Below are 24,380 nucleotides of genomic sequence, written 5' to 3'. Positions count from 1 at the left end.
TGTTTTACTAAACATTATTGTTTCACCACATAGGTGCGCAGGGAAGCATCGGCGGCAAAGGCGTCTTTATTACGTCGCACTTCCACATCCAGCGCTTTGGTCTGAGGGTCACCGGTCTCTACGCCCTGCCAACGCCAATGCCAGCGCAGGCCAGCGAACTGCGTCTCGCCTCTCACCCACGACGCTTCCGGCCAGCGTTGTTCCAGTCGCAGTTGAACCTGCTGGTTTTCCGCCACCCAGCCTGCAAACGTCTTCTCTTCCAGCCGGCTCAGGCTGCTTGCCTGTCTGGCTGTCGTTTGCAAAACGGCAATACCTGCCAGCGCAAAAACACTCAGCGCGACCAGCACCTCCACCAGCGTCATCCCTTTCTGTCGTCTCATCGTTTCTTACCCTGACTCATCGACGTCACAAATCGTCCGGTGTTATCCACCTGGAGCCAATTCGAGAGCGCTTTGTTTTCAGATTTAACGAGCAGACGGAAAGGCGTGATTTCGCCACCGGGCAAAATCAGGATATCCGGATCGTCACCGCTCTGCGTTTTATCCACTTTTTTCCCATCGGCTTGCAGTAGCTCAAGTCGTAATGCCTCGGGCAGCGACGCCGATGCGCTCACCCGATGCGGTTGCCACGGCTGCCACTTGTAGCCCTGCCAGCGATCGCCACTCGGGATCGGCGTCCCTTCCGATGCAGCGGGTCGCTGGAGTTGATAAAACTGCCAGCGATCGGAATAGATACGAACACCCAGCATGTATTCGTTCACCTGGCTGCTTTCAGCGGCAAACTCTAGCTGCGCCTGAAAACGAGCCAACTGCCAGGCGCTGTCATTCTGGCGCTCGGGAGGAAACGCCATGACGACCATGCTAGCTGCGATGCCCGCCAGTAACACGACCAGCATCATTTCCAGCAGGGTGAACCCCTGCTGCTTCCTCGTTGATCGCTTCATTGCGCTTTTGCCGTCCTTTTCCCGCCGCCATTGATATCAACTACCCACAACAGTCATCCACAGCCGTCATCAATAAAGACAGGCAGAGCACCGCATGCATTTATTTCTTATCAAGATTCCAGTTACCGATGTCATCTTCCGTTCCCGGCATACCATCAGGCCCCAGAGAGAAGATATCCAGTTTACCGTGCTGGCCGGGGTTTAGCAGTTGATAGTCCGTACCCCACGGATCCTGCGGCAGGCGACGAATATAGCCATCGGCTGGGTAGTTACGCGGTTCCGGTTGTACCGTCGGCTTCGTCACCAGCGCCTTCAGTCCCTGCTCTGTGGACGGATAGCGGTTGTTATCCAGCTTGTACATGTCGAGTGCGCTTTCCAGAGACACAATATCGCTGACGGCTTTTTGCCGATCCGCCTTTTCCTTATTTCCCATCAGATTAGGCACGACCAAGCTCGCCAGTACGCCGAGAATGACGATGACCACCATAATTTCCAACAGGGTAAAACCACGCTGACCACAACTACGCTGACCATAACCACGCTGAGACTGTTGCATCCTTACTTTTCCTCATTCAATTGTTGGTTCTCTTACGAACTCATTAACGTATTCAGTTGCAGAATCGGTTGTAAAATCGCGAGTACGATAAACAACACCACCGCCGCCATGCTGACCACTAACAGAGGCTCAAATAGCCCCAGCGCCAGCGTCATCTGCGAACTGAATTCCCGATCCTGATTATCCGCCGCCCGCTCCAGCATGCTGTCCAACTCACCGCTGCGTTCACCGCTAGCGATCATATGGCGCATCATGGGGGGAAAGAGCGCCGTCTGTTCCAGCGCTTTGTGCAGGCTAACCCCCTCTCGCACCGCATCCGTCGCTAGAGAAAGCCGATGGCGGGCATAGTCATTGCTCATCACATCGCCGCTAATGCGCATCGCCTGTAACAGCGGCACCGCACTGGCGTTAAGAATACTGAGCGTCCGCGCGTAGCGTGCCGTATTTAAGCCGCGCGCTATGCGGCCGATCAGCGGTAAATGCAGCAAGCGGCGATGAAAACTGATGCGCCGCTTTTCCTGCCGCAGCATCACTCGGAATGCCATAAACCCAGCCAGCAATGCCAGTAGCATCCACGGCCCAAACGTGCGTACGGCATCGCTCATCCCCATCAAAACGCGGGTTGAAAGCGGCAGCGCCTGCTTCATATGAATAAATTGCTCAACGACTTTCGGCACCACGACGGACAGCAAAATGCTGACCACCGCAATCGCAACCACGGTTAACACACACGGATAAATCATTGCCTGCTGGATGCGGCTGCGCATCTGCTGGCGCTGTTCGGTGTAGTCCGCTAACCGGTTCAACACGGCATCAAGATGACCGGACGTCTCGCCTGCGGCGACCATCGCGCAATACAGCCGTTCAAAGCTGCTGGGGAAGCATTTCATGGCATCGGCCAGCGAGTGACCTTCCATGACTTTGCTGCGCACCGCCGCCATCAGTTGGCTCAGCTGTGGCTTTTCGCTCTGTTTCGCCACCGCATCCAGCGCTTCTTCCAGCGGCAACGACGCGGCCACCAGCGTGGCCAACTGGCGAGTCAGTAGCGCCAAATCTGAGGTGCTGATCCGAATTTTGCGACGGAGGGAGAATCCTGTAGAACCGGATTTTTGCTGGTCGCCTCGGTTTTCATCAACCGACAGTGGCACCAGCCCACGCTCCCGCAATAGCTGACGCGCCTGTCTGGCAGAGTCGGCCTCCTGAGCGCCACGGCATTTTTTCCCCTGCGCATCCAGCGCCTGATAGTGGTACTGTGCCATATCATTCCTCTTTGGTTACGCGGATCACTTCTTCCCAAGTTGTGAGCCCCGCCAGTACCTTGTCCAACCCGTCCTGACGGATGGTGGTTCGACTCCTCCCCAAAATCTGCGCAATCGCCATTTCACCGTCACTGCGATGGATCGCAGCGCGGACGTCGTCATTGATCAGCACCAACTCATGAATGCCGATACGTCCCCGGTAGCCAGTAAAGCTACACTGCGGACAGCCAACGGGATTATGCAGTAGCGTACCAGGCGCGATCCCCATCTGTTCAGCCTGAACCGGATCGACCGGCTGCGGTTGACTACAGTCAGAACACAGCGTCCTGACCAGACGCTGCGCGAGTACGCCCAGCAGAGAAGTTGACAGCAGGAATGGCTCGACGCCCATATCCTGCAAACGGGACAGTGCACCCAGCGCACTATTGGTATGCAGCGTGGATAACACGAGGTGACCGGTCAGCGAGGCCTGCACGGCAATCTGTGCCGTTTCACCATCACGAATTTCCCCCACCAGCACGACGTCCGGATCCTGACGCAGAATGGCACGTAGCCCGCGGGCAAACGTCATATCGACCTTGGCATTGACCTGCGTTTGCCCGATACCTTCCAGTTCATACTCGATGGGATCTTCCACCGTCATGATGTTACGTTCCGAGGCATTCAGGCGGCTGAGCGCGGCGTAAAGCGTGGTACTCTTCCCCGATCCTGTCGGGCCGGTCACCAGAATAATCCCATGGGGACGATGGATCAGGCTGTCCAGCAGTTGTCGATTGCGTTCCGACATCCCCAGTAGTTCAAGATCGAGCTTAACGCTGTTTTTATCCAGCAAACGCAGCACGACGCGCTCACCGTAGTTCGACGGCAGCGTGGAGACACGAACGTCAATCGCCCGCCCCCCCACTCGCAGCGCCATACGTCCATCCTGCGGGACACGCTTTTCGGCAATATCCAGCTTTGCCATCACTTTGATACGCGACACCAGCAGCGAAGCCAGCTTACGCTGTGGACGCAAAATTTCACGCAATACGCCGTCAACGCGGAAGCGGATCAGCAAATAACGCTCATAGGTTTCGATATGAATATCTGACGCTTTATTTTTAATCGCTTCGGTCAACATGGCGTTGATGAGGCGGATAATCGGCGCATCGTCGTCGGCATCAAGCAGATCGTCGCTGTCTGGCAATTCCTCCACCAGCGTATAGAAGTCCATCTCATTACCGATGTCCTCCATCATACGACGTGCCTCTTCCGAGTCGCGCTGATAGCTAATGACTAATTGCCGCTCAAATTCTTCATCCGTAACGCGCTCAATCTTGAGCGAACAGCCCGCAATCCGACGGGCTTCCAGCAAAGCGGCTGGCGGCGTTTGCGCGACGCAAATCGTCTGCAGGCTCGCATCATTTTCCCTCTGCAACAGCAGAATTTGCTGCGATCGCGCATAGGCAAAAGGGAGTATGGGGCGTAGTTCTATCATCTGGGAGGCAACGTCACTCATTTCCCGCCCGCCGGATAAAACGCCACTATGGAGGACTGCACCTGACGGAACGTGTAGGCGTTTCCGCCTTCCGGCAAGCGCAGTAAGTCGTTATTCAAAAGCCCTCCTTCGCTGCCGTTCACATTTCGCTGTTTCTCTTCTTCAGCATTGAACGAATGATACTTACCAGCAGAGGCACTCTGGTATTGGCTGCGATCGCGAATAATGGAAGGACGGATAAACAGCATCAGGTTACGCTTTTTCGTTTCCTGACTGTTGGAACGGAACAGGTGTCCCAGCACAGGAATATCGCCCAACAAAGGCACTTTACTTGCCGACTCATTGGTACTTTTATCCAGCAAGCCACCCACTACCACGGTTTCGCCGCTGCTGACCAACACCGCGTTATTGACGGTACGCGTATTGAATGTTGCCCCCAATTCTGTGCTGCTGCTGGAGGCCGCATCTGCCACGCTGGAGACTTCCTGCTCAATTTCTAGCAGAACGGAGTCACCTTCGTTGATTTGAGGTTTCACCTTCAGCTTGATACCGACCGTTTTACGTTCCACCGTTTGGAAAACGTTATCGCCGGATGTCGTCTGCGAACCCGCCAATACGGGCACTTCCTGACCAACGTTAAACGTTGCTTCCATATTATCCAGCGTCACGATGCTGGGCGTCGCCAGAATGTCGTTCTTACTGTTGCTGGACAGCGCGGTCATCAGCATGCTCCAGTTACCCTGATAGAAACCTGCGGCAATCCCGTTGAAGCTACCAAGCGCATTTGTTGCTGCCGTACCAGGCGTACCATTACGTCGGTACTGATCTGCTCCCGCCATCATTGTCGTGATCGGTAATCCTGTATTGGTGAACTGTGTTACCCCTGCATTTTTATTGGCCCACTGCACACCGAGATTCATCCCATCAGCATCTTGTACTTCCGCGATAATCGCTTCGACCAAGACCTGTGGACGGCGGATATCCAACTGGGCAATCACCTGTTCCAGATCGCGCATGATGTCCGGTGCCGCATTCACAATCAGGGAGTTGGTTTGCTCATGTGCCTTAATCGAGATGTCTTTACGCAGAGCAGGCAACGCATTTTGCTGATCGGTTTGGATACTGTCGCCGACACCGGTGAGCACTTCGACCAGATCGGCAGCCTTGGCGTATTTGAGGTAGATAACTTTGGTGTTGCCCTGCACCGCCTGCTGACGATCGAGCTGTTTGATCATATCAATCACACGCTGGCGTGAATTCGGCTCGCCGCGCACCAGCACCGAGTTGGTTCGCTCGTCAGCCACCACGTTGGCAGTCAACATGCCGGGCAAAGCGGATTTCTCATCCATCTTGTTCAATTCATTCACCATCTTAACCACTTCCGTTGAGGAAGCATAAGACAGCGGTATGCTGGTCACATTCCGATCGCCCGTCTGATCAACCCGTTCGACAATCGTCATCAGCCGTTGGATCACCCCCGCGCGGCCGGTCATCAGCAACACGTTCGACGGTTCGTAATGCACCACACTCCCGGCACCGGCGTTGTCATTCAACTGGCGCAGCAGCGGTGCCAAATCACGTGCGGCGACGTTGTTGACGGGTACAACACGCGTCACCACTTCATCGCCAATACCAGGCTGTTCATCAGTGGCCAGCGGCATAGACGTCGATTTCGCATCCTTCGAGCGAATAATTTTCAGGACGTGGTTATCCATCGGAATCACAGTAAATCCATAGACATCCAGCACGCTTAGGAAGAACTGGTAATACTGTTCTTCGTTCATCATGTCATAACTGCGTACGGTAATCGTTCCGCTGACCGACGGATCGATAATAACCGTCTTATTCAGATTCTTACTGACGGTATTAATAAACTCCTGAATATCCGTGCCTTTAAAACTGGCGGAAAATTCGGCGCTCCACGCCAATGATGACGCCATCAGCAAAACACTCCCGCTGAGCAACAACATGCTCTTGCGGCGTAAATGATCAAGCCACTGGTTTTTATTCTTCGAAAAAACCTGACGCTTAAAAAATCCCTGTCCCTTGCTAAACAAATTAGTGGTCTCCATCCAGTGCCAGATATATATCCTGCTGTTGACCATCACGTACGACGGTCAAATTAAATTTGCTCATCCCTGCCAGTTGCGCCATCGCCTGCTGTGCCTGATCCGCATCGCGTAAATCCATGCCGTTTAATGACACAGCGAGATCGTTATCCTGCAAGCCTGCGCGGTAGAAAAGATCGGGATTTTTGCCGGGGTTTAACTGATATCCTTTCAGGACTTCTTCTTCGGTGACGGGAGAAATAGTCAGGTAGTCCTGCGCCGAGAAGGGATCTTTTTGTATCTCATCTTTCACCTGATTAAATGCGCCAGAAGACGACGGCGTATCAGTCGCTTTTCTTTCCTGAGATAAGTCTTCCTGATACAAATGCAATGCCTCGTAGCGCCCCTGATACTGGAGCACGACACGATCGGCAGAGATAGTCACAATTTTAGCTTCATAGCCTGGAATGGCATCGCCGACGTTGCGACTGTATTGCTGACTATCTTTAGCGATAATGGCAATCGACCGCTTGGCATCGCCACTCGCCAACACCCCAGTCAAGCTGATGTTTAACGAGGTCAGCGGAATATCGCCGGATAATGCAGCGTCGTTAACCACAGAGGCATCGTCATCGGGGGCATGGCCAAATAAGGTAAAATCACCAAGCGTAGTGGGTTTTTCTTTCGCTTGGGCAGGCGCAACCGACACGCCAGCAAAGCGTGAGTCTTCAGGTAGGATAAAGCGCCATGTCAATACGGCCAACTGCTGACAAATCAGCAACAAAATCAGCCCCAATACGATACGTCGGATCAGTGGAGCAGGCAGTGACCGAAAAGTGGCAACCAACGAATTAAAAGACGAATCTTTGAAAACTTGCAATCGAGCCATAGGTAATCATCCATAATACTCCCCACGCCGATTAGCGTGGGGAAAATGCCTTATTCCGTTGCGGCTTCCCGGGTGATGGTCTCATCACCGCTGGTCGTCAGCGCGGCATCATTATTTACACGGTCTTCGAGCCTGATATTTTCAATATGACCGAAATTCCAGGCTCCCGGTACATTCTCAAAAATGACATTTTTAAATTCACTGTTCTTCAGGAATGTGATGTCAGTAGCTTTTACATTTTTGAATTTTACATTCTCAAAATGTAAGCCTTGGTGATAGGCATCACGTCCAAAAGAGAACTTATATGCATCAGCCATTTCAGCCACGGTCATCCCATCGACCATGATGCTGTTTTTCTTCGGTGAACCATCAACTGTCACGTTAGAAACAGTTACATCACGGAACTGCGCGGGTTCTGCCGCTGGCTGGGTATCGTTCACGTCCGCTTTATATTTAATCGTGAACACAAACGGCTCGTTGACAATATCACGCATCGCGTTATTACGGAATACCACGTCACGCGAGCCACCCCCATAATAGGGTCGACTCTTCATGCGCAGGCCAACATCCGTCTTATTCATTACGTTATCTTCAGCAACAATTTTTTCAATCCAGGCACCCGTGTGGCTACCCGTTACCACCGCACCATGCCCACGGCGGAAGTAGTTATTGAAGATCCAGGCACCGCTCTGCGCTTTTTGCCCCAGCGTTGCCACTTCGGCACCGTATCCCGCTGCAAAGTTTACGCTGTCATCACCTGTGTCAAAAAAGTTATTGAATACCATGACGTTCTGGCTGTTACCGAATTCAATACCATCCGCATTATTGGCATCATACGTCGTGTGTACCAGCGCATTCATTGCCACATTCTCGGATTCCAGCACCATCACACCGTGGTAAGCTGGGTTCAGAATCGTCAGCCCCTCCAAGTACATGTTGCTCACACCACGCAGCGTCATCAGGCTGGAGCGTCGGTTTTTGTACGCCTCATCCAGTAGCATTCCTTCAGCAACGGCTTTTGCCGTTTGGTCTTTTGCCAGAATACCGTCACTGCTGACATTAGCTGCTTTGCTCGCACGGTAGAGCGGCAATTCATTCTTTAATTCATCAATTTCAGTAATGTTTGTATCGCTGGCTTTAATGCCACGCATCCAGCCGTTGCCATCAATCGTGCCTTGCCCGACGATACGAATATTTTTAAAGGTGCCTGCATGGCTACTGCCCTGATCGTCCGCTTCCAGTACGTTAATCAGAGAAGGCGGACGCTTCGGCAACTTAGGTGAGCTGTAAGGGTAGAGATAGTAGCCGCGGGCGAGCGGATAATCGTCACCGCTTGCTGACCCCAGCAATATGGCGCCTTTCGCGACTTCAAACGTCATATCGCTGTGCAGGAACAGCGCCCCCGTTTTAAACGTTCCACCGTCAACCACGACTTTACACCCTTTCGGGTACGCTGCTGGCGTACAGTCATCAATCGCCTTCTGAATCGCCACCGTGTCGTTGGTTAAGCCATCGCCTTTCGCACCGTAGTTGGTCACATTCAGTGAAGCTGGCGTCGCCGTCGTTTTCTGCACGACGGTTTCGCTATCAACGGATTCTTTGCCGTCGTCATAAAGCGCACGCACCGTGAAGCGGTATTCCGTTTCCGGCGACAGATTAGCCACCTTGAAATTATGGAAACTGACGCGGACATGCCAGTTATCGGTATCAATCGAATTGTAGAAGTTATCGATATAGGGCTTGGCTGGCGAGTGGGTGTTCTGGTTATCAATGGTTCCACCCAGTAAGGTTCCATTCATGTAGACGCGGTAATCCTTAATGCCAGCAGCAGGTTGGGTTGGTTTTTCCCAGGCAAGTACCACGCTACTGTCATCATAAGCCAACGTCGGCACTTTAAGATTTTGTGGTGCGGCGGAACGATCAACACCAACATCGGGCGTTGAGTCATTATCGCTGCATCCGGCAATCAGGCCGCTCAGGACTAATGTCGCGCAGAGCGTAAGACGAGTACGAGGTAAAAAGTCAGTCATAGCATTTCCTGTATTTTTACTATTATTTTATTTCGCTCGATGAATTTCCCCCGTGGCAGGAGCCTTGCCACAAGGCGAAACACATCGGCAGAGGGTTTACAGATAAAAATCAAATAAAAAAATAACGGGTTGAATCAGACGATCTACGGCAGAGCAATATCCAGTTTCCCCGCGCCGGCATTCTCCAGGACGTATTTCTCAACGGCAGCAATGGATTTCCCTGCGCTATACGCATAAGGCGGGCTCCATTCCAGTTCATTGGTGCAGGTTTCCAGCGCCCACGCTGGTACGGCTTTCCCAGAGTTTGTAGCTGTGGCCTTCTCGGCTTCTTGCAATGCGACACATTTATCTACTGCGATTTGATTCAAATTGCTTGCCGGATTGCCATTGAACCAAGAGCCGTTGTCTTTAAATTTGCTTCCCTTGTAGGCACCGATGCTCAGAGTTTCATCCGCCCCGCCGCCCTGGAAATTAAAGACGTTACTTTCGGAAAGAATGGATGAATCGAAGCCCATTCCAATGGCATACAGAATGGGGTAATTCGTATCCGTTGCCCCACGATGGTAGTTATTCAGCAAATGCACCTGACCAAACCGTACACGCGGCGAACGCTGCACGCTGTTGTCCCATAAATTGCCTTCAAAAGTGATTCGGTATTCCCCCTTATCACCATCGCCAGAGCCAATTAATACCGTTTTGTCATGTTGGGAGAAAATGTTGTAGGAAATCGTCAGGTAGTCAGCACCGTCTTCGATATCCAGTAAGCCGTCGTGGCGCTGGATAGGCTTGCCAAATAACACTGGTTCTAAATGATCTGGATAGTCACCGTCCGTAAACGTGCAGTGATCGATCCAGACATTTTTACTGGCATTAATCGACACGGAATCATAACGCGCATTCCAGTTACCTTTATCACCGTCGCCCGCATCCCAGGCTGGGGCAAAGTCACGCGGTGCCTGAAACGTAATATTACGGATAATGATGTTGCTGTTATCCGTTTTGCCGAACGTGTGGCTCAGGGTATTGAGGGATAAATAGCCTTCCACCAATTTTGCTTCGCTACCCACACCTAAAATCGTGGTATTTGGCGGTACCTGAAATTGAATCTGCGCCTTCTGGTTGTTGGCATACTGCGAACGTTGACCATTCTGTTTTTTCAACAGGTTAAGCTGTGTACTGGCCGTCGCTGCATCGCTTCCACCGGCATCCGCCGTCGCTTTCAACTGCGCCATGTAATCCTGATCGAACGCTTTGACATATAAATCAAAATCAAATGTCGTTTTATTCGGTTTGGTTTTATAATCCTCAGCATTGGCATAGCGTCCATTGCCTAAATCATCGCCACGGATAGTCCCTTGCCAGTAGATAATCTTGGGTTCTAACTTTGCCTTCAATTCCGCATCGGCATCACCGGCAATATAACGAGGGCTGCGGATATTATTTAATGCGTCTTTTAATTCCTGACGATTAGTGACGACATAAATGCTATTTTCATGCGCGCCCTCGCCCCCTGTTGTCGCATAAAATTTACCATCCGTATTCTGATATTGCGCAGCCCAGCCAAACGGTGCTGTTTTCACCTGCAAATCTGGCGGAGCTGTTTCTTCCACTGGCTGCTGGCTATTATCACACCCAGAAAGCACGAATCCGGAAAGGGCGATAGCTACCGCACAGGTGCGTAAACGACCAGTACTAATAACCGTTCTAAACATGTTATCCCTTAGTATTTCTTAATTATTAAAATAGAAAAATAAATCCGCACAAAACCCTGCAATATTAATCGCATACTTTAAAAGTACTTTTATTTTTAATGTCGTGGCAGATTGGCTCGTCCCTTATTGATAAAAAAGCAGGGCACTATCTGTAGTAAAAACCACATAATAGTACTGCTTATTTAACGCTCGGGACTGTTCATTAAATGATGATGCCCCCCACAATGATTGATTATCGAGCACCAAAAAGAAACGCAATACCTACAATGGTAAAACATGGTTTCATTAAAGCAAATTCACACGTTTTTTTTGCGACTCGCATCAAGATTCCATCTGTGATTATTTTGACTGTAATAGTTTTTAATCAAAATGGAGGAACTGTCACATAACCGAAAGAATCAGTTTTCTGGCTCTTTCTATTTTTTGCAAAATAAGGCAGATGGCACCATCCTAGCCACCCGACTTTGGTTTATGATGGATGCTACACGACCTAAGCCCCCCTAAATAATTAAGGATGAGCGCGTGGATAACGCACCGGACGCACCGACACCCCCACAGCCAGCGCTGCTTGCCAGATACCCGATGCCCGGTTATCTGATGGTTATTTATGCTCTACTGTTTATCACACTCGGCTGGTTCAGCCACCAGCGATGGGGGAGCCTCACGTCTCCGACAACCACTTTAGCGGCTCAAGCGGCTACCTTGCCTACGGCAGAGGAACAAACGCCAACGGTTCCTGCGATTCCGCCTCATCAAGAAGCGCCCCATACCGATACACCTGTTCCCACAGAGAAAAGGACCACACTGCCGTTACCCGCCGTCAGCCATGGTGAGATTCCACCGCTGACCTACAGCGCGCACGTCTATACGTCGGATGAAGCAAAGCGCAGCATCACGCTCAACGGTCTGCAATTCCGTGAAGGGGATTCGCCAGTAGAAGGACTGACCCTAGAGCAGGTCCAGCAGGATATGTCCATTTTCAGCGTAGAGGGTGAGGTGTTTATTCTAGAAGCACTGGAAGATTGGCCGGGCGGAAAATTCAACGAGAATGAACGTTCCGCCGACGATGAAAGTGGAAACGCTACACCTTAGCCCCGGCTGCGAATGGCGTCAATAAATGGCGTCAGCGTACGGTTAAATTCCGAACACTGCGCCTCTTTTGGCGTACTGTCTTTCAATAACCCTTGATACAGGCTTTCACTGCGCTGCGGTAAAGCCTGATAGCTCGCGATATTCCAGCCTCGTTGTTTCGCTACAGCCAATGCGACATTAGCAATCGTCGCATCATCGGGCAGATCGCTGCGGTTACACTTCAATTTGAGATAGCGGGTGGCAGCAACCAGCGACGCCAGTTGATTCATTTGATCGTTAGGAGAAACCGTTACCGCAGAAGACTGACCAGCCACCGTTCCTTTTTGGGCAGACGTTCCTGTTTGTTGGCACCCGGCCAGCGTGACGCAAAGCAGCGTTAATGCAGAAATTTTAGACAGAGATAATGACATGACAAACTCATCCTGATTGAGATTAACGGTAGGCATTCTAGCAAATGATAAGCTGCTGTCACGGCATGTTTATGAGCTCCCAGTCAGCCGGGAGCCGCAGTTATCAAGAAATCACCGTCAGGCAGCCGTACCCTTGCCGGATAAGGATTTGGTGGTCGGTAAGAGACCGTCAGCACGGAACATAGCTTTAATACCGCGCACCGCTTGCCGAATACGATCCTGATTCTCAATTAAGGCGAACCGAACATGGGTATCGCCATAATCGCCAAAGCCAATACCGGGGGAGACGCAAACCTTCGCTTCCGACAGCAGTCGCTTGGCAAACTCCAACGACCCCATATGCGCATAGGCTTCAGGAATTTTCGCCCAGACGTACATTGACGCTTTCGGCTCATCAACCATCCAGCCAGCCTCGTGCAAACCACGTACCAAAACGTTACGGCGCTGGCGATACTGCTCGGCAATATCCCGTACACATTGCTGATCGCCTTCCAGCGCAGCAATCGCTGCCACCTGCAACGGCGTAAACGTGCCGTAATCGTGGTAGCTCTTAATCCGCGCCAACGCGTTAACCAACTCTGGGTTGCCGACCATAAAGCCGATGCGCCAGCCCGCCATATTGTAGCTTTTTGATAGGGTGAAGAACTCTACCGCGATGTCCTTCGCGCCGGGAACCTGCATGATCGACGGCGCTTTCCAGCCGTCATACACGATATCGGCATAAGCCAGATCGTGGATCACCAACACGCCGTACTGTTTCGCCAACGCCACAACGCGTTCAAAGAAATCCAGCTCGACACACTGCGCTGTCGGGTTCGACGGAAAACCGAGAATCATCATTTTCGGCTTCGGGATACTCTCGCGGATAGCGCGCTCTAATTCATTGAAGAAATCGACGCCTTCTACCAGCGGCACAGAACGCACCTGCGCCCCAGCAATCACCGCACCATAAATGTGAATCGGGTAGCTGGGGTTAGGCACCAGTACCGTATCGCCATGATCCAACGTTGCCAGCATCAGGTGCGCCAGCCCCTCTTTGGAACCAATCGTGACGATAGCTTCGCTTTCAGGATCGATATCAACTTCATAACGATCGGCGTACCAGCGGGAGATCGCACGGCGTAAGCGCGGAATGCCTCGGGATGTCGAATATCCGTGAGTATCTTCGCGTTGTGCAACCGTACAGAGTTTTTCCACGATATGAGGAGGTGTCGGGCCGTCAGGGTTACCCATGCTGAAATCAATAATATCTTCGCCGCGACGACGCGCAGCCATTTTTAATTCAGCAGTAATATTAAACACATACGGGGGAAGACGATCGATGCGCGTAAAACGGCGCGTAGAAGGTGAATCAGCCATAACATCCTCGAATTAACGTGAGCGCCCGGACCGTCCGAGCGACGCAGTGCCTGTAGAGGCACTCTACTCAACATCATTCAAATCGCAGGAACCCGTTTTGTTGACGACAGCTTTCGTTAACCACAACTTTCGTTAACCACAGGGGTACAGGCGACCTGAAGCGTGATGAGCTTATTCAAGCTATCTCAGATAATTCGCCCTGTCGATACCGTGCTCATAAATTTTTCCAGCTCGGAATTAAGCCTCACCTATTTCTGGCTAAGATCGCGAAAAATGGAGAATACGCACCGAAAGAAGCATTACACTTTATGACCCGCTCAGGCCTTGTAAATAAGGCACTGATGCCAGTGAGGCACAAGATAGTTAATCCGAGAATTAGCTTATGACTGAGATGCGATATTTCACCGAGAGTTGGCCAATAGAAGGCGCATTTACCATTTCACGCGGCAGCAAACGTCAGGCTGATATCGTTGTGGTGGCACTCCAGTACGGCAACGTGACAGGCTACGGCGAATGCGTTCCTTATTCACGCTACGGCGAATCCCTCGACAGCGTGATGGCACAGATTGCCTCACTGCACAGCGACATCCGTAACGGTTTAGATCGGGAGACGCTGCAAACCATCTTGCCTGCAGGCGCAGCGCGCAATGCGCTCGATTGCGCATTCTGGGATCTGGACTGCAAACAGCACCAACAGCGCATTTGGCAGCGTTTGAATCTCCCTTCGCCTACGGCGTTGGAGACGGCCTATACGCTATCTCTGGATACGCCAGACCGTATGCGCCACGCCGCAATACATCATGCTACTCGCCCTCTTCTCAAACTAAAGCTGGCTGATGCAGACGATCTGGCCAGAGTTGCTGCCGTGCGCGAAGGCGCGCCATTGTCACGTCTGATTGTGGACGCCAATGAAGGATGGGATATCGAGCGCTATCTGGCACTGGTTCCTAAACTCGCCGCGTTTGGCGTAACGATGATCGAACAACCTTTCCCAGCAGGCAAAGATGATGTGCTGGCAGACTTGCCCCGCCCGATTCCTGTCTGTGCCGACGAATCCTGCCATGACAGTCAGTCGCTGGCCGCTCTGGTCGGTCGCTATGACATGATCAACATCAAGCTGGATAAAACCGGCGGGCTAACGGAAGCCCTGCGTCTGCGACAATATGCGCAGGAACAAAGTTTAAAAATTATGGTCGGCTGCATGGTGAGTACATCGCTCTCGATGGCACCTGCATTTGTCGTGGCACAAGGTGCCGCCGTGGTCGATTTGGATGGCCCGCTGCTCTTGCAGCGCGATCGCCCTAACGGGTTGCACTATAACGGTAGCGAAATATTACCGCCCAACGCATTATTGTGGGGATAACGCGTGTTAACCTGCATTGAGCAACTATTAAGGAGTGTTGTGATGCAACGTCTTGTTTATGTTGATGGACAGTATCTGGAAGAAAATGAAGCAAAAATTTCTGTATTTGACCGTGGTTTCCTGTTTGCCGATGCCGTCTATGAAGTGACGGCGGTCATCGATGGCAAGCTGGTTGATTTCCCCGATCATATTACTCGCCTGCAACGCTCCTGCCGCGAGCTGTCGCTCACGTTGCCCGTCACTCCTGAGGCACTCAAAACCATTCACGATGAGCTGATCAATAAAAACGATCTGAAAGAAGGTGCGATCTATTTACAACTTAGCCGCGGCAATACCGGCGATCGTGACTTCTATTTCCCTTCTGCCGACGTCAAATCCACGCTGGTGTTATTCACTCAGGCACGTTCGCTGGTCGGCAATCCGAAGGCCACAACCGGCCTGCACGTTGTCACCACCGAGGATATTCGCTGGCAGCGTCGGGACATCAAAACCGTCAGCCTGCTCGCCGCCAGCCTGGCAAAAGAGTATGCCCATGCCAACCAAGCCGACGATGCTTTCTTTGTTGAAGAAGGTTTCATTACCGAAGGCAGTTCCTGCAACTGCTACATCGTCCTGCATGACAATACGGTTGTGACCCGCCCACTGAGCAACGCTATTCTGCACGGCATTACACGTCAGTCTCTGCTCAAGCTGGCAGAAAAGGATGGCATTGTGCTGGAAGAACGCTTTTTTACGCCGGAAGAGGCGTATCACGCCAAAGAGATTTTTGTCAGTTCAGCCACCATGCTTGTTCTCCCCGTCGTGATGCTCGATGGAAAAACAATCGGCGACGGCAAGCCTGGAAAAATTACTCAGCGGTTACGTGAAATTTATCTCGATATGATTAAACAGCAGGGAGAATAGCCGCGCCTCACGCTCTGTAAGCACGGCTTCGATGTTCATCCGTTACCCGTTCACAGCCGGATAACGGATGGCTGAGCATATTATTTATCCTCACCCGAAATGCTATCAGGCAGCGTAAGCCCTGAGTTTTCCAGCACCATCTTCTGCGGTACGGCCAGCGGAATGTTTGATGCCCGTAACCGCTTGATAATCTCAAACAGCAGATCGCTCTTCGCTTCCGATACCATTCTCGGGCTACTGACATAGCCCGTGACGCTCAGCACCATGCCCGTTGGGTTCAACTGACTGAACTTCACTGACGGTGCGGGTGTTTCCAGAATCGCCTCATGGCTGATATAAGCATCCAGCAAAAGCGTCCGAACTTCTTCAGGGTCGATATCCAGCGGGAACGTCAGCGCCAGCGTGGCAACCCCAAACGGATTCCCCATCGTAATATTGCGCACATTCTGCGAAATAAATTGGGAATTCGGCACGATCACCGTCGAACGATCGCCCAGCTGAATTTCCGTTGCACGCACATTAATCCGCCGGATATCCCCTTCAACCCCGCTGATACTGACCGAGTCGCCTACTTTCACCGGGCGCTCTGTCAACAAAATCAGGCCAGAGATAAAGTTCTTCACGATCTCCTGTAAACCAAAACCGATACCCACCGACAGCGCGCTGACAATCCATGCCAGTTTGTTCCATTCAATCCCTAATGTCGCCAACGTCAGCAGGATAATCAGGATGTAGCCGATATTGCTGAACAGCGTCACAAGAGACGCTCGGATTCCGCGTTCTAACGTCGTTTTAGGAAGGAATTCATCTTCCAGCCAGCGTTTTGATGAGCGTAAAACATAAACCCCCACAACCAGAAAGAGAACAGCATTGACCAGATGCGCTGGCACGATACTTAAGGTTTCAAGCCCTTTTCCGCCCCAGATTTCAACGGCTTTTTGCACCAGTTCCAGCGGAGTAGTGGTGCCAAACGTCCCGTTCAGTAAGGCGACGGCTGCCATTAAAATTAACAGGACTTTACCACCGGCCGACAGAATCAATGTGGCCTGAGCCAAATGCCGATCGTCCAGATTAAGCGAATTTTTCATTCGCTTGCCGCAGGCATTGTTGGGAGAAAAGAGGCTTTCGCAGATATCGGTAATAAACGTTGAGAACAAATACAGGCAGGAGAACACCATACCAATCCACACCAGTTCGAACGCCAGGAAGCGAGCCAGTGAGATATAACCGATGATCAGCGACACCAAAATAGCAAACGCTGTCGCCAATACCGCAAGATGAATAATACCAGATAATGTCGAACGCGCTTCCGGCTGTTCCCCTGAGTGCACCATCTGCCGACGGATCTGATCGCTTTTCAGCGTTATCGTCCCCGCAGTAAAGGCCAGGAACAGTGCAGATAAGCCGTTCACCATAATGGTTGCGGCGACCGATGTCCCTACCGTCGCCGTGATTTGTTCAATAAAACCGAAGATCAGAATAATGCCAGCGGCAACCACGGGAAACGGCTTCATCGCTTTTGCAACAGGGTTAGCAATCGCGGGCAAGCGCCATGAAGGGCGCTGATTCGAAAGGAATGCGCGCCCCAATCCAGCGATCATTGAGCAGAAAATTGCCTGTCTCACCAGCGCATCAAGAAATGACACCACGCGTTCCGAAGCCTCAGCATGACGCGTAAAGGTAAAGTCAATCAAATTCGCTGCAATACCGATCGTGACCACGGTTGAGATAACCGACGCCGTGGCTAAAAAACTCCGCCGCAACCGCCCTTCTGGCAGCCAGTGAATTCCTGCCCAGGCGAGACATTTCTCCAGATACCGACGCCCTGCCGAACTCATAGCGATTGCAATCAGAATAAGAAATGCAGAACCATAACGCCAGTCGGGCTCCCAAGAAACAATAAAAGCGTCGCTTAATTGCGCCTGAAAAGCATTCAGACGACGAACATCCTCGGCCAACGGTGTGGCAAGGGGGGCCCAGAAACGGCCACCCAGAATACTGCCGGAATTCAATGCCAACTGCGTTTTTAGCGCACTACGTCGCAAGGTAACGATTTGCGCCGACAAATTAGCCACGCTGGTGCGTAAAGCCTGAACCTGTTCAATCTGCGCGTCCATTTTTGCTTTTTGCGCATTCAGGCTGTTGCGCTTACGCGTCACTTCATTGGTTTCATTAATAATGGAGCCGGGTTCTGGCGCGGGCCCTAATACATCTAACTGAGCCTGAATTTGAGCCCGCTGCGGTGCCACCGCATTAGCAAGCTCGTTGGCGCTATTCATCAGTTCCTGCGTTGTGTCATTCAATGCGCCAAATTTGCTGTCGTTATTTATACCTGAAACCTGCTGCTTAATGTTATCTAACTGTTTTTGCAGCTTGATCAACTCAGCATCAACATTAATTTTTACGAGCGCATCGGTCTGCGCAGGCTGTGGGACAGGATCAGAATCCGCACTCGCCGCCGATGCATATCCAACAGGCAGCATCAACATTGCCAGCAGACAAACGCGCAAGAATGCGGATGAAAGAATGTTCATAAATCAAAAAGTTCCAAAGTTCGACAAGATAGCGGATCCACAAATAACCGAGCGACAAACCCAGCACGTGAAAGCAGCCCACATTCATCCAAAACCCATGAATGCAGGCATAGTGTACCAACAGCACAGGATGCAGAATACGTCCGATCATAACTTGAAAAGAATTACTGAACGCATTTAGCAGATAAAATTGAAATTTTCATTGCTACGTGTAGTTCATGTGAACGAGGCTCGCAATTGTGCAAAAAGTCACACAAAGAGAAAGCGACATTCACCAAAGTTGTACAGGGATTCACCGTATAGCGTAAATCCAGCGCCAACCCGTTGACTCACTGGGACGTGTGGGTATAATCCAGCCCACTGTTGTAACACGCAACAGCCATTTCTTTTTGAAATGCGCCCTTAGCTCAGTTGGATAGAGCAACGGCCTTCTAAGCCGTAGGTCACAGGTTCGAGCCCTGTAGGGCGTACCATTTTAAGTTCTCCCAGACTCTACCGAATTCAACAAAACCCCGTTATATTCATTGATACCACTAGGATTTTCTGTCGCTGAGCTCTACCGAGGTCAACCCAGCATACCGGAAATCAAGTCGATGTTGGGGGCCTCTATGGGGGCTCTTCTTGTTCAATGACTATTAGGGGCCCCCACCATGCCACTTAATGCTCGACAGATAGAAACCGCCAAGCCACAAGACAAAGAGTACAAACTCACTGACGGCGCAGGCCTTTATCTTCTGATAAAGCCGAATGGAGCCAAATATTGGCGCTTGAAGTACCGCGTTGCAGGTAAAGAGAAAAAATTATCTATCGGTGTTTATCCTGATATCTCGCTGGCAGAAGCGAGATTAAAACAGGAAGAGGCTCGAAAAATCGGCGCCTCAGGTGGCGATCCTAGTGAACAAAAGCAGGTCGAAAGACAGGCTAAGAAAATCAACATCGATAACACCTTCAAAGCCATTGCTCTCGAATGGCATGAATACAAACGCCCTAACTGGTCGAAGGGTTACGCTGAAGACCTGATGGAAGCCTTTGAGAACGACATCTTCCCTGATATCGGCAAACGCCCTATTGCTGAGATCAAACCACTGGAGATGCTAACCTCACTGCGCAAGCTGGAAAAACGCGGCGTACTCGACAAGTTGCGTAAAATCCGCCAAGCCTGTAACCAGGTGTTCCGTTATGCGATTGTCACTGGCCGGGCGGAAAACAACCCAGCATCAGAACTGGCAAGCGCCCTTCCCCCACCAAAAGCTACACACTACCCTCACCTGTTGCCTGATGAACTGCCGGATTTTCTACGCGCGTTATCAACTTACTCAGGTAGTAAGGTCACACAACTGGCTACACGTATCCTGATGCTTACCGGCGTTCGCACCATCGAATTACGACAAGGCAATACGAATTGCAGCTTGCTCATGTGGATAGATTGGACAGTAATGAGAGTGTCATAACGATGAAAAAAAGCATAAGATCATGATATCGACAAATGTCAATGCTAGCTTAGGATTTCGTTTCAACTCTATAAAAATATGGATAATTGAAATCCACACTTCATTATCGTAAATTTTAGTTAAGCTGTGTCCCGTAACTATTTTTTGTACAATCAGGAGCATGATTTCACCATAAAAAGTGCTTCAATTTGGCTCGTTACGATTTTCCCGATGATGCATGGGCACTGATTTCTCCTATGCTGCCGCCTGAAAGAGGCTCTTCCCGAGGCGGGCGTCCTTACTTTGCTCACAGGCATGTCATGAATGGCATATTTTGGGTACTTTGCTCCGGCGCGCCGTGGCGGGATTTACCAGAGCGTTATGGTCAATGGAAAACCATTTACAACCGCTTTAACCGGTGGTCTAAAGCCGGAGTAATGAACAGTATTTTCAATAAATTACTCCAACTCTTGGATGAAAAAGCACTGATTGACTGGGATGTTATCGCGCTGGATGGCAGTAACGTTCGCGCCCTGAAAGCGGCGGCCGGTGCGAAAAAAAACATCCCGATGAACACGAGGACCATGGGCTGGGTCGCTCTCGCGGCGGCTTTGGCACCAAAATCCATCTGGCGACAGATGGCACAGGATTACCGCTGAGTTTTTGCCTGAGCGGTGGACAAGCCCACGAAAGCCGATATGCGGAAAGCTTGCTTAACCGAGTCGGGGTTATCCGAAAAAGCGGGAACCTGAAATCACGTCCGAAAGCAGTACTGGCGGATAAGGGTTACTCCAGTAGACGTATTCGCATTTATTTGAAAATAAAAGGAATAAAAGCGGTTATTCCGTTTAAATCGAATGAGAAGGCCAGTCAGGACGGACGTCGGCCTCTCAATACGAGTCTGTACAAAAAACGCAATGTCGTGGAGCGTTGCTTTGCGATACTCAAAGAAAATCGCCGTATCGCTACCCGTTCGGAGAAAACAGCCAGAAACTACCTGAGTATGCTAAAACTGGCGGCGATCAGGTTATTTTTGAAGCGGTTGTTAAGTTAAGGGACACACCCTAGCCTTAAAACCACTTCTTCAAGAGGTGGTTTTAAGCTGATAATAAAAAGATGTAGATGCAATTGGTTTAGTCAGACAACACTTATCTGTATGACCACTCGTAAAAATACGTCGTATTTTATAAATCATAAAAACCTATAGCATATTAGTATCATCTACTTTTCAAGGATATAAAATGTCTCTGATCGATGAAATAAACAAAGCTAGACTGCAAGTACACACCGATTCATACCCTATGTCGATAGGCGAAATGGTCAACTTATACAGAGATGGCGATTTAGATATACATCCAGAATTTCAGCGAGTTTATAGGTGGAGTGAAGAGCAAAAAAGTAAACTTATAGAATCCATTTTGTTAGGTATCCCATTACCTTCAATATTTGTTTCACAGCGCCCAGATGGAGTATGGGATGTTGTTGACGGTTTGCAAAGATTGTCAACAATTTTTTCTTTTCTTGGAGAGTTAAAAAAAACAGATGGCTCTTTAGCAAAACCCTTAGAGTTAAGAGCTACTAAATACCTACCATCATTGGAGGGGAAGGTATGGGATGATCCACAAAACCCTGCACGTGAAGTTGATATGGAAATAAAACGCGTTTTTAAACGCGAAAAACTTGATATAAAAATAATAAAACGAGAAAGCGAGGGAGATACTAAGTTTGAACTTTTTCAACGATTGAACACTGGAGGTTCAAAACTTTCAGATCAAGAAGTACGTAACTGTATGCTTTTGATGCTTAATGCAGAAGCATTTGAATGGCTACAAACTATTGCACAAGATGATAATTTCCGTATTACAACTCCATTATCAAGTAAACAAATACAAGAATGCTATGCGCAAGAACTCGCTTTTCGCCTGATTGTACAGCGTCATTATGATGAAGAACTGCGCAAAGCTCATTCAGATGTTGGCCCTTACCTTAATGCTGAATTAGGTCGTATTTTCTCTCAGGAAAAACCTATTATTGATTACGGAAACGAAAGAGCTGTTTTTGAAAAAACATTTAAACTATTTAATTTAGCTTTAGAGGATAATTCATTTAAAAAATTCAACCACCAGAAAAATCGCTTAGAAGGTGCTATTTCAATTCCTGTCTACGAGGCTTTGGCCACCGCATTGTCACTATATATTGAAGCCAACCCCGAACACGATGAAACGCAAACCATCCAGAAGATTAATACTGCCAGCAAATTATTGACTCAAACACAAGAGTTTTTGGATGTGATAGATAAGTCTGTTCGCCCTCTAGACAGAATGATAGCGATGATATCCATTGGGAAGGAGCTCATTAAGTGAAGATTAGAAGCCTACTCGAACTAGAAGAGGCTCTAGATAACGATCTTGCATGGAGAAAGCATGAGATATCGCTAATTACAGGCCAAGTATCTAAGTCTAAAAATAAGATCAGATCAACCTTAATTAGAGCCGCTATAACTTTAATGTATGCTCACTGGGAGGGGCATGTAAAAAAATCTGCACAGATTTACCTTACGTTTTTAAATCATAAAGCACCAAAATACTCAGAAATGAAGGATAATTTTTGTCACATTAGTTTATATGAAAAATTCGAAGAGGGTTTTTCAATTAAAAGATATACATCACAAAAAGAAATATTTGAATATATATCCTCTGGGCTAAATTGCAATTTTAAAGTTAATTGCGATAAAGTTGTCGATACAGAGTCAAATTTAAAATCTCAAGTTTTCTTAAATCTGATGTATCAACTGGGTTTAGATACCACGCCGTTTGAATTAAGGAAAAACTTTATTGACCAAAAACTAATAAAGAATAGAAATGCAATTGCTCACGGAGAAAAAGTAAGTGAACGGGAACTAGAAGAAGCGTATGATGATATTTCAAATAATTTATTATCTATGATTCAAACAGTTCACAATATGATTAAAGCTACAGCATCAAATAGTGGGTTTTTGAAGTCGAGTTAAAAACAATATACTAACTATAGCTAAAGCAGCTATAGTTAGTATTTCCTACCAAGATAAAGGAATATCTTTTACCACTCCAACTGTAAGATGCCTCATTCTAGCGCGATCATTTAAAAAATCATTAGTCCGTTCTAACTTTAATACTTTCAACAATTTCTTACAGTCAAATAATTTCCCACTCTTAGGCATTAAGATAATCATATGATTCTCAACAGCCACAGGTTCATTTATATTTATAATAGTTCCTGATGCACGATACCTGTCAGAAGGACTAGAAGTCCTTTTAATTAAAATAAAAGGTGGTGTAAGTACTACTCCCTCAAAGCAGCGATATTCTGTTGCAACAGTTATTGTGCACCAAACAGGACTGTTTTTTGGATGAAAATAAGGATACTTGGGCCCAGAATCAGGGTCTCTATATGCAACCAATGGGCCGACTCGAACATGAAAATATTCCGATAGCTTAGTATACTTACCCAGATCAGTATACCAACCTATTGATTTTTTATAAAAATTTCCTTTTGTTCCTGAAAGAATAAATACATCAACATCAGTTTGATCGTTAAACCTTCCCCACACCCGACATTTAGCATTCATTTCTGAAGAAATAAATGTTCTAAAATCATGATATCGGCTTCCTGACCTTAACACATCAGGAAGAATTATACTTATATTACAATTAACTGGCAGTAAACGAATAAAATGGTCAAAGATAACTCCTGCCGAGTTTACTTTCCCCTTTTTCCAATAATTTTCTTGGGGGGAATCCCAACCTATAAATGGAGGATTCATGATTGCATGCGTAACGTCACATAACTCATCAATTGTTACGTCCATAGCATCTTTTACTTTAAAATGCCTTAAATACCCTAGAGCCTCATCAAGAGGACAATCTTTTATCGCGCCTCGAGATAATGCTTCGGTTATTATTCTAAGCTTCGACGCCTCTACAAACTCATCATATAAATCATATCCCCTTAATATGTTCCCCCATAGTCTAAGTGTGTCAGAGAGTTTTTCTTCTACTTTTAATTTTCTCGAACACTCAACCAATAAATTACCGGCACCACAAGTAGGATCCAAAATCACCGATTTTGATGTGATTTCCAACGGAAACGAACTAATTGCTTCCGTTGCCAACTTTCGCCCTGTAAAGAATGCACCTGCCTGTCTCATTACTTCAATAGACAATAAATCTCGCAATACACTATCCATAGAGTCTAAATCAATGTTTGAAAATGATTTATTTTCCTTAAATGAATCTATACTCTGCTTTAATTTATTATTGTAAGGGGCTAACTGATTCATAATCTTAATCTATATAGTGAATTATGCTCACTATAGCTTTTTTTTTAAAAAAACTCT

The 24,380-nt window shown here is 48.9% G+C and carries 19 protein-coding genes, 1 tRNA gene and 1 pseudogene; 8 read left to right on the top strand and 13 right to left on the bottom strand.

What is annotated here, in order from left to right; all coding sequences use genetic code 11:
- Positions 1–14: 14 nt before the first annotated feature.
- From gspI to IG609_RS06160, 9 genes are all read right to left on the bottom strand, one after another.
- Positions 15–380, bottom strand: a complete 366-nt coding sequence (gene gspI / locus IG609_RS06200) for a type II secretion system minor pseudopilin GspI (RefSeq protein WP_039284733.1) — start codon at positions 378–380, stop codon at positions 15–17.
- Positions 377–943: a type II secretion system minor pseudopilin GspH gene (gene gspH / locus IG609_RS06195; protein ID WP_193398550.1), complete on the bottom strand. Its 567-nt coding sequence runs from the start codon at positions 941–943 to the stop codon at positions 377–379. Before gspH ends, gspI begins: the two co-directional genes overlap by 4 nt.
- Positions 944–1,043: 100 nt before the next feature.
- Positions 1,044–1,499: a type II secretion system major pseudopilin GspG gene (gene gspG, locus IG609_RS06190; protein ID WP_193398551.1), complete on the bottom strand. Its 456-nt coding sequence runs from the start codon at positions 1,497–1,499 to the stop codon at positions 1,044–1,046.
- Positions 1,500–1,531: 32 nt separating this feature from the next.
- Complete coding sequence (gspF, locus tag IG609_RS06185; RefSeq protein ID WP_039284723.1) at positions 1,532–2,758, bottom strand: type II secretion system inner membrane protein GspF; 1,227 nt, start codon at positions 2,756–2,758, stop codon at positions 1,532–1,534.
- Between the two features lies 1 nt (position 2,759).
- Entirely contained in the window at positions 2,760–4,256 is a 1,497-nt protein-coding gene (gene gspE / locus IG609_RS06180) for a type II secretion system ATPase GspE (protein WP_193400287.1), read from the bottom strand.
- Positions 4,253–6,205 (bottom strand): type II secretion system secretin GspD, encoded by a 1,953-nt coding sequence (gspD, locus tag IG609_RS06175; RefSeq protein ID WP_193398553.1) that lies wholly within the window; start codon positions 6,203–6,205, stop codon positions 4,253–4,255. The genes gspE and gspD overlap by 4 nt, the downstream gene beginning before the upstream one ends.
- Positions 6,206–6,293: 88 nt before the next feature.
- On the bottom strand, positions 6,294–7,172 hold the full coding sequence (gene gspC, locus IG609_RS06170; protein WP_193400289.1) for a type II secretion system protein GspC: 879 nt from the start codon (positions 7,170–7,172) through the stop codon (positions 6,294–6,296).
- Between the two features lie 50 nt (positions 7,173–7,222).
- Positions 7,223–9,202: a glycosyl hydrolase family 28 protein gene (locus IG609_RS06165; protein ID WP_193400292.1), complete on the bottom strand. Its 1,980-nt coding sequence runs from the start codon at positions 9,200–9,202 to the stop codon at positions 7,223–7,225.
- A 143-nt stretch (positions 9,203–9,345) separates the two neighbouring features.
- On the bottom strand, positions 9,346–10,914 hold the full coding sequence (locus IG609_RS06160; RefSeq protein ID WP_193398556.1) for a pectate lyase family protein: 1,569 nt from the start codon (positions 10,912–10,914) through the stop codon (positions 9,346–9,348).
- Between the two features lie 522 nt (positions 10,915–11,436).
- Between IG609_RS06160 and gspB the strand changes: the two genes are divergently transcribed.
- Positions 11,437–12,006: a type II secretion system assembly factor GspB gene (gene gspB / locus IG609_RS06155; protein ID WP_193400294.1), complete on the top strand. Its 570-nt coding sequence runs from the start codon at positions 11,437–11,439 to the stop codon at positions 12,004–12,006.
- Here gspB and gspS read toward each other — a convergent pair.
- Entirely contained in the window at positions 12,003–12,416 is a 414-nt protein-coding gene (gene gspS / locus IG609_RS06150) for a type II secretion system pilot lipoprotein GspS (RefSeq protein WP_116227303.1), read from the bottom strand. The genes gspB and gspS overlap by 4 nt on opposite strands.
- Before the next feature lie 117 nt (positions 12,417–12,533).
- Positions 12,534–13,775 (bottom strand): alanine transaminase, encoded by a 1,242-nt coding sequence (alaC, locus tag IG609_RS06145; RefSeq protein WP_193400296.1) that lies wholly within the window; start codon positions 13,773–13,775, stop codon positions 12,534–12,536.
- Positions 13,776–14,157: 382 nt separating this feature from the next.
- On the opposite strand from alaC, the gene dgcA reads away from it, so the two are divergent.
- Complete coding sequence (dgcA, locus tag IG609_RS06140) at positions 14,158–15,138, top strand: N-acetyl-D-Glu racemase DgcA (RefSeq protein WP_193398559.1); 981 nt, start codon at positions 14,158–14,160, stop codon at positions 15,136–15,138.
- 42 nt (positions 15,139–15,180) lie between these two features.
- Positions 15,181–16,041, top strand: a complete 861-nt coding sequence (locus tag IG609_RS06135) for a D-amino-acid transaminase (RefSeq protein ID WP_193398560.1) — start codon at positions 15,181–15,183, stop codon at positions 16,039–16,041.
- Between the two features lie 80 nt (positions 16,042–16,121).
- Here the strand turns inward: IG609_RS06135 and IG609_RS06130 are convergent, their stop codons facing one another.
- The gene (locus IG609_RS06130) at positions 16,122–18,575 is read right to left on the bottom strand and encodes a DUF3772 domain-containing protein (protein ID WP_193398561.1); all 2,454 of its coding nucleotides are present in this window, start codon (positions 18,573–18,575) and stop codon (positions 16,122–16,124) included.
- 396 nt (positions 18,576–18,971) lie between these two features.
- Between IG609_RS06130 and IG609_RS06125 the strand changes: the two genes are divergently transcribed.
- The 5 genes and pseudogenes from IG609_RS06125 (at position 18,972) to IG609_RS06105 (ending at position 23,015) form a co-directional block, all read left to right on the top strand.
- A tRNA-Arg gene (locus IG609_RS06125) sits at positions 18,972–19,048 on the top strand.
- A gap of 177 nt (positions 19,049–19,225) precedes the next feature.
- Positions 19,226–19,966, top strand: a pseudogene (locus tag IG609_RS06120) (tyrosine-type recombinase/integrase); the annotation flags it as partial.
- A 248-nt stretch (positions 19,967–20,214) separates the two neighbouring features.
- Positions 20,215–21,059 (top strand): IS5 family transposase gene (locus IG609_RS06115; RefSeq protein WP_250116837.1). Its coding sequence is split into 2 segments (ribosomal slippage): positions 20,215–20,560 and positions 20,560–21,059, totalling 846 coding nucleotides; the frame shifts between segments, so codons are not numbered across the junction.
- A 187-nt stretch (positions 21,060–21,246) separates the two neighbouring features.
- Positions 21,247–22,368, top strand: a complete 1,122-nt coding sequence (locus tag IG609_RS06110; RefSeq protein WP_193399329.1) for a DUF262 domain-containing protein — start codon at positions 21,247–21,249, stop codon at positions 22,366–22,368.
- A complete protein-coding gene (locus tag IG609_RS06105) occupies positions 22,365–23,015 on the top strand; it encodes an MAE_28990/MAE_18760 family HEPN-like nuclease (RefSeq protein WP_095700131.1) in 651 nt (216 codons plus the stop codon). The genes IG609_RS06110 and IG609_RS06105 overlap by 4 nt, the downstream gene beginning before the upstream one ends.
- A gap of 45 nt (positions 23,016–23,060) precedes the next feature.
- Here IG609_RS06105 and IG609_RS06100 read toward each other — a convergent pair whose 3' ends face one another.
- A complete protein-coding gene (locus IG609_RS06100; protein WP_193399330.1) occupies positions 23,061–24,323 on the bottom strand; it encodes an N-6 DNA methylase in 1,263 nt (420 codons plus the stop codon).
- Positions 24,324–24,380 lie beyond the last annotated feature (57 nt).

It is taken from the genome of Pectobacterium quasiaquaticum (assembly GCF_014946775.2).
Classification (GTDB): domain Bacteria; phylum Pseudomonadota; class Gammaproteobacteria; order Enterobacterales; family Enterobacteriaceae; genus Pectobacterium; species Pectobacterium aquaticum.
Note: the sequence above shows the minus strand (reverse complement) of the source record. Positions and strands in the feature narration are given on the sequence as shown.

What these genes read in the sequence shown, in the direction of transcription:
- gspI (WP_039284733.1), bottom strand. Translation starts at nt 380, where the DNA reads ATGAGACGACAGAAAGGGATGACGCTGGTGGAGGTGCTGGTCGCGCTG.
- gspH (WP_193398550.1), bottom strand. Translation starts at nt 943, where the DNA reads ATGAAGCGATCAACGAGGAAGCAGCAGGGGTTCACCCTGCTGGAAATG.
- gspG (WP_193398551.1), bottom strand. Translation starts at nt 1,499, where the DNA reads ATGCAACAGTCTCAGCGTGGTTATGGTCAGCGTAGTTGTGGTCAGCGT.
- gspF (WP_039284723.1), bottom strand. Translation starts at nt 2,758, where the DNA reads ATGGCACAGTACCACTATCAGGCGCTGGATGCGCAGGGGAAAAAATGC.
- gspE (WP_193400287.1), bottom strand. Translation starts at nt 4,256, where the DNA reads ATGAGTGACGTTGCCTCCCAGATGATAGAACTACGCCCCATACTCCCT.
- gspD (WP_193398553.1), bottom strand. Translation starts at nt 6,205, where the DNA reads ATGTTGTTGCTCAGCGGGAGTGTTTTGCTGATGGCGTCATCATTGGCG.
- gspC (WP_193400289.1), bottom strand. Translation starts at nt 7,172, where the DNA reads ATGGCTCGATTGCAAGTTTTCAAAGATTCGTCTTTTAATTCGTTGGTT.
- IG609_RS06165 (WP_193400292.1), bottom strand. Translation starts at nt 9,202, where the DNA reads ATGACTGACTTTTTACCTCGTACTCGTCTTACGCTCTGCGCGACATTA.
- IG609_RS06160 (WP_193398556.1), bottom strand. Translation starts at nt 10,914, where the DNA reads ATGTTTAGAACGGTTATTAGTACTGGTCGTTTACGCACCTGTGCGGTA.
- gspS (WP_116227303.1), bottom strand. Translation starts at nt 12,416, where the DNA reads ATGTCATTATCTCTGTCTAAAATTTCTGCATTAACGCTGCTTTGCGTC.
- alaC (WP_193400296.1), bottom strand. Translation starts at nt 13,775, where the DNA reads ATGGCTGATTCACCTTCTACGCGCCGTTTTACGCGCATCGATCGTCTT.
- dgcA (WP_193398559.1), top strand. Translation starts at nt 14,158, where the DNA reads ATGACTGAGATGCGATATTTCACCGAGAGTTGGCCAATAGAAGGCGCA.
- IG609_RS06135 (WP_193398560.1), top strand. Translation starts at nt 15,181, where the DNA reads ATGCAACGTCTTGTTTATGTTGATGGACAGTATCTGGAAGAAAATGAA.
- IG609_RS06130 (WP_193398561.1), bottom strand. Translation starts at nt 18,575, where the DNA reads ATGAACATTCTTTCATCCGCATTCTTGCGCGTTTGTCTGCTGGCAATG.
- IG609_RS06110 (WP_193399329.1), top strand. Translation starts at nt 21,247, where the DNA reads ATGTCTCTGATCGATGAAATAAACAAAGCTAGACTGCAAGTACACACC.
- IG609_RS06100 (WP_193399330.1), bottom strand. Translation starts at nt 24,323, where the DNA reads ATGAATCAGTTAGCCCCTTACAATAATAAATTAAAGCAGAGTATAGAT.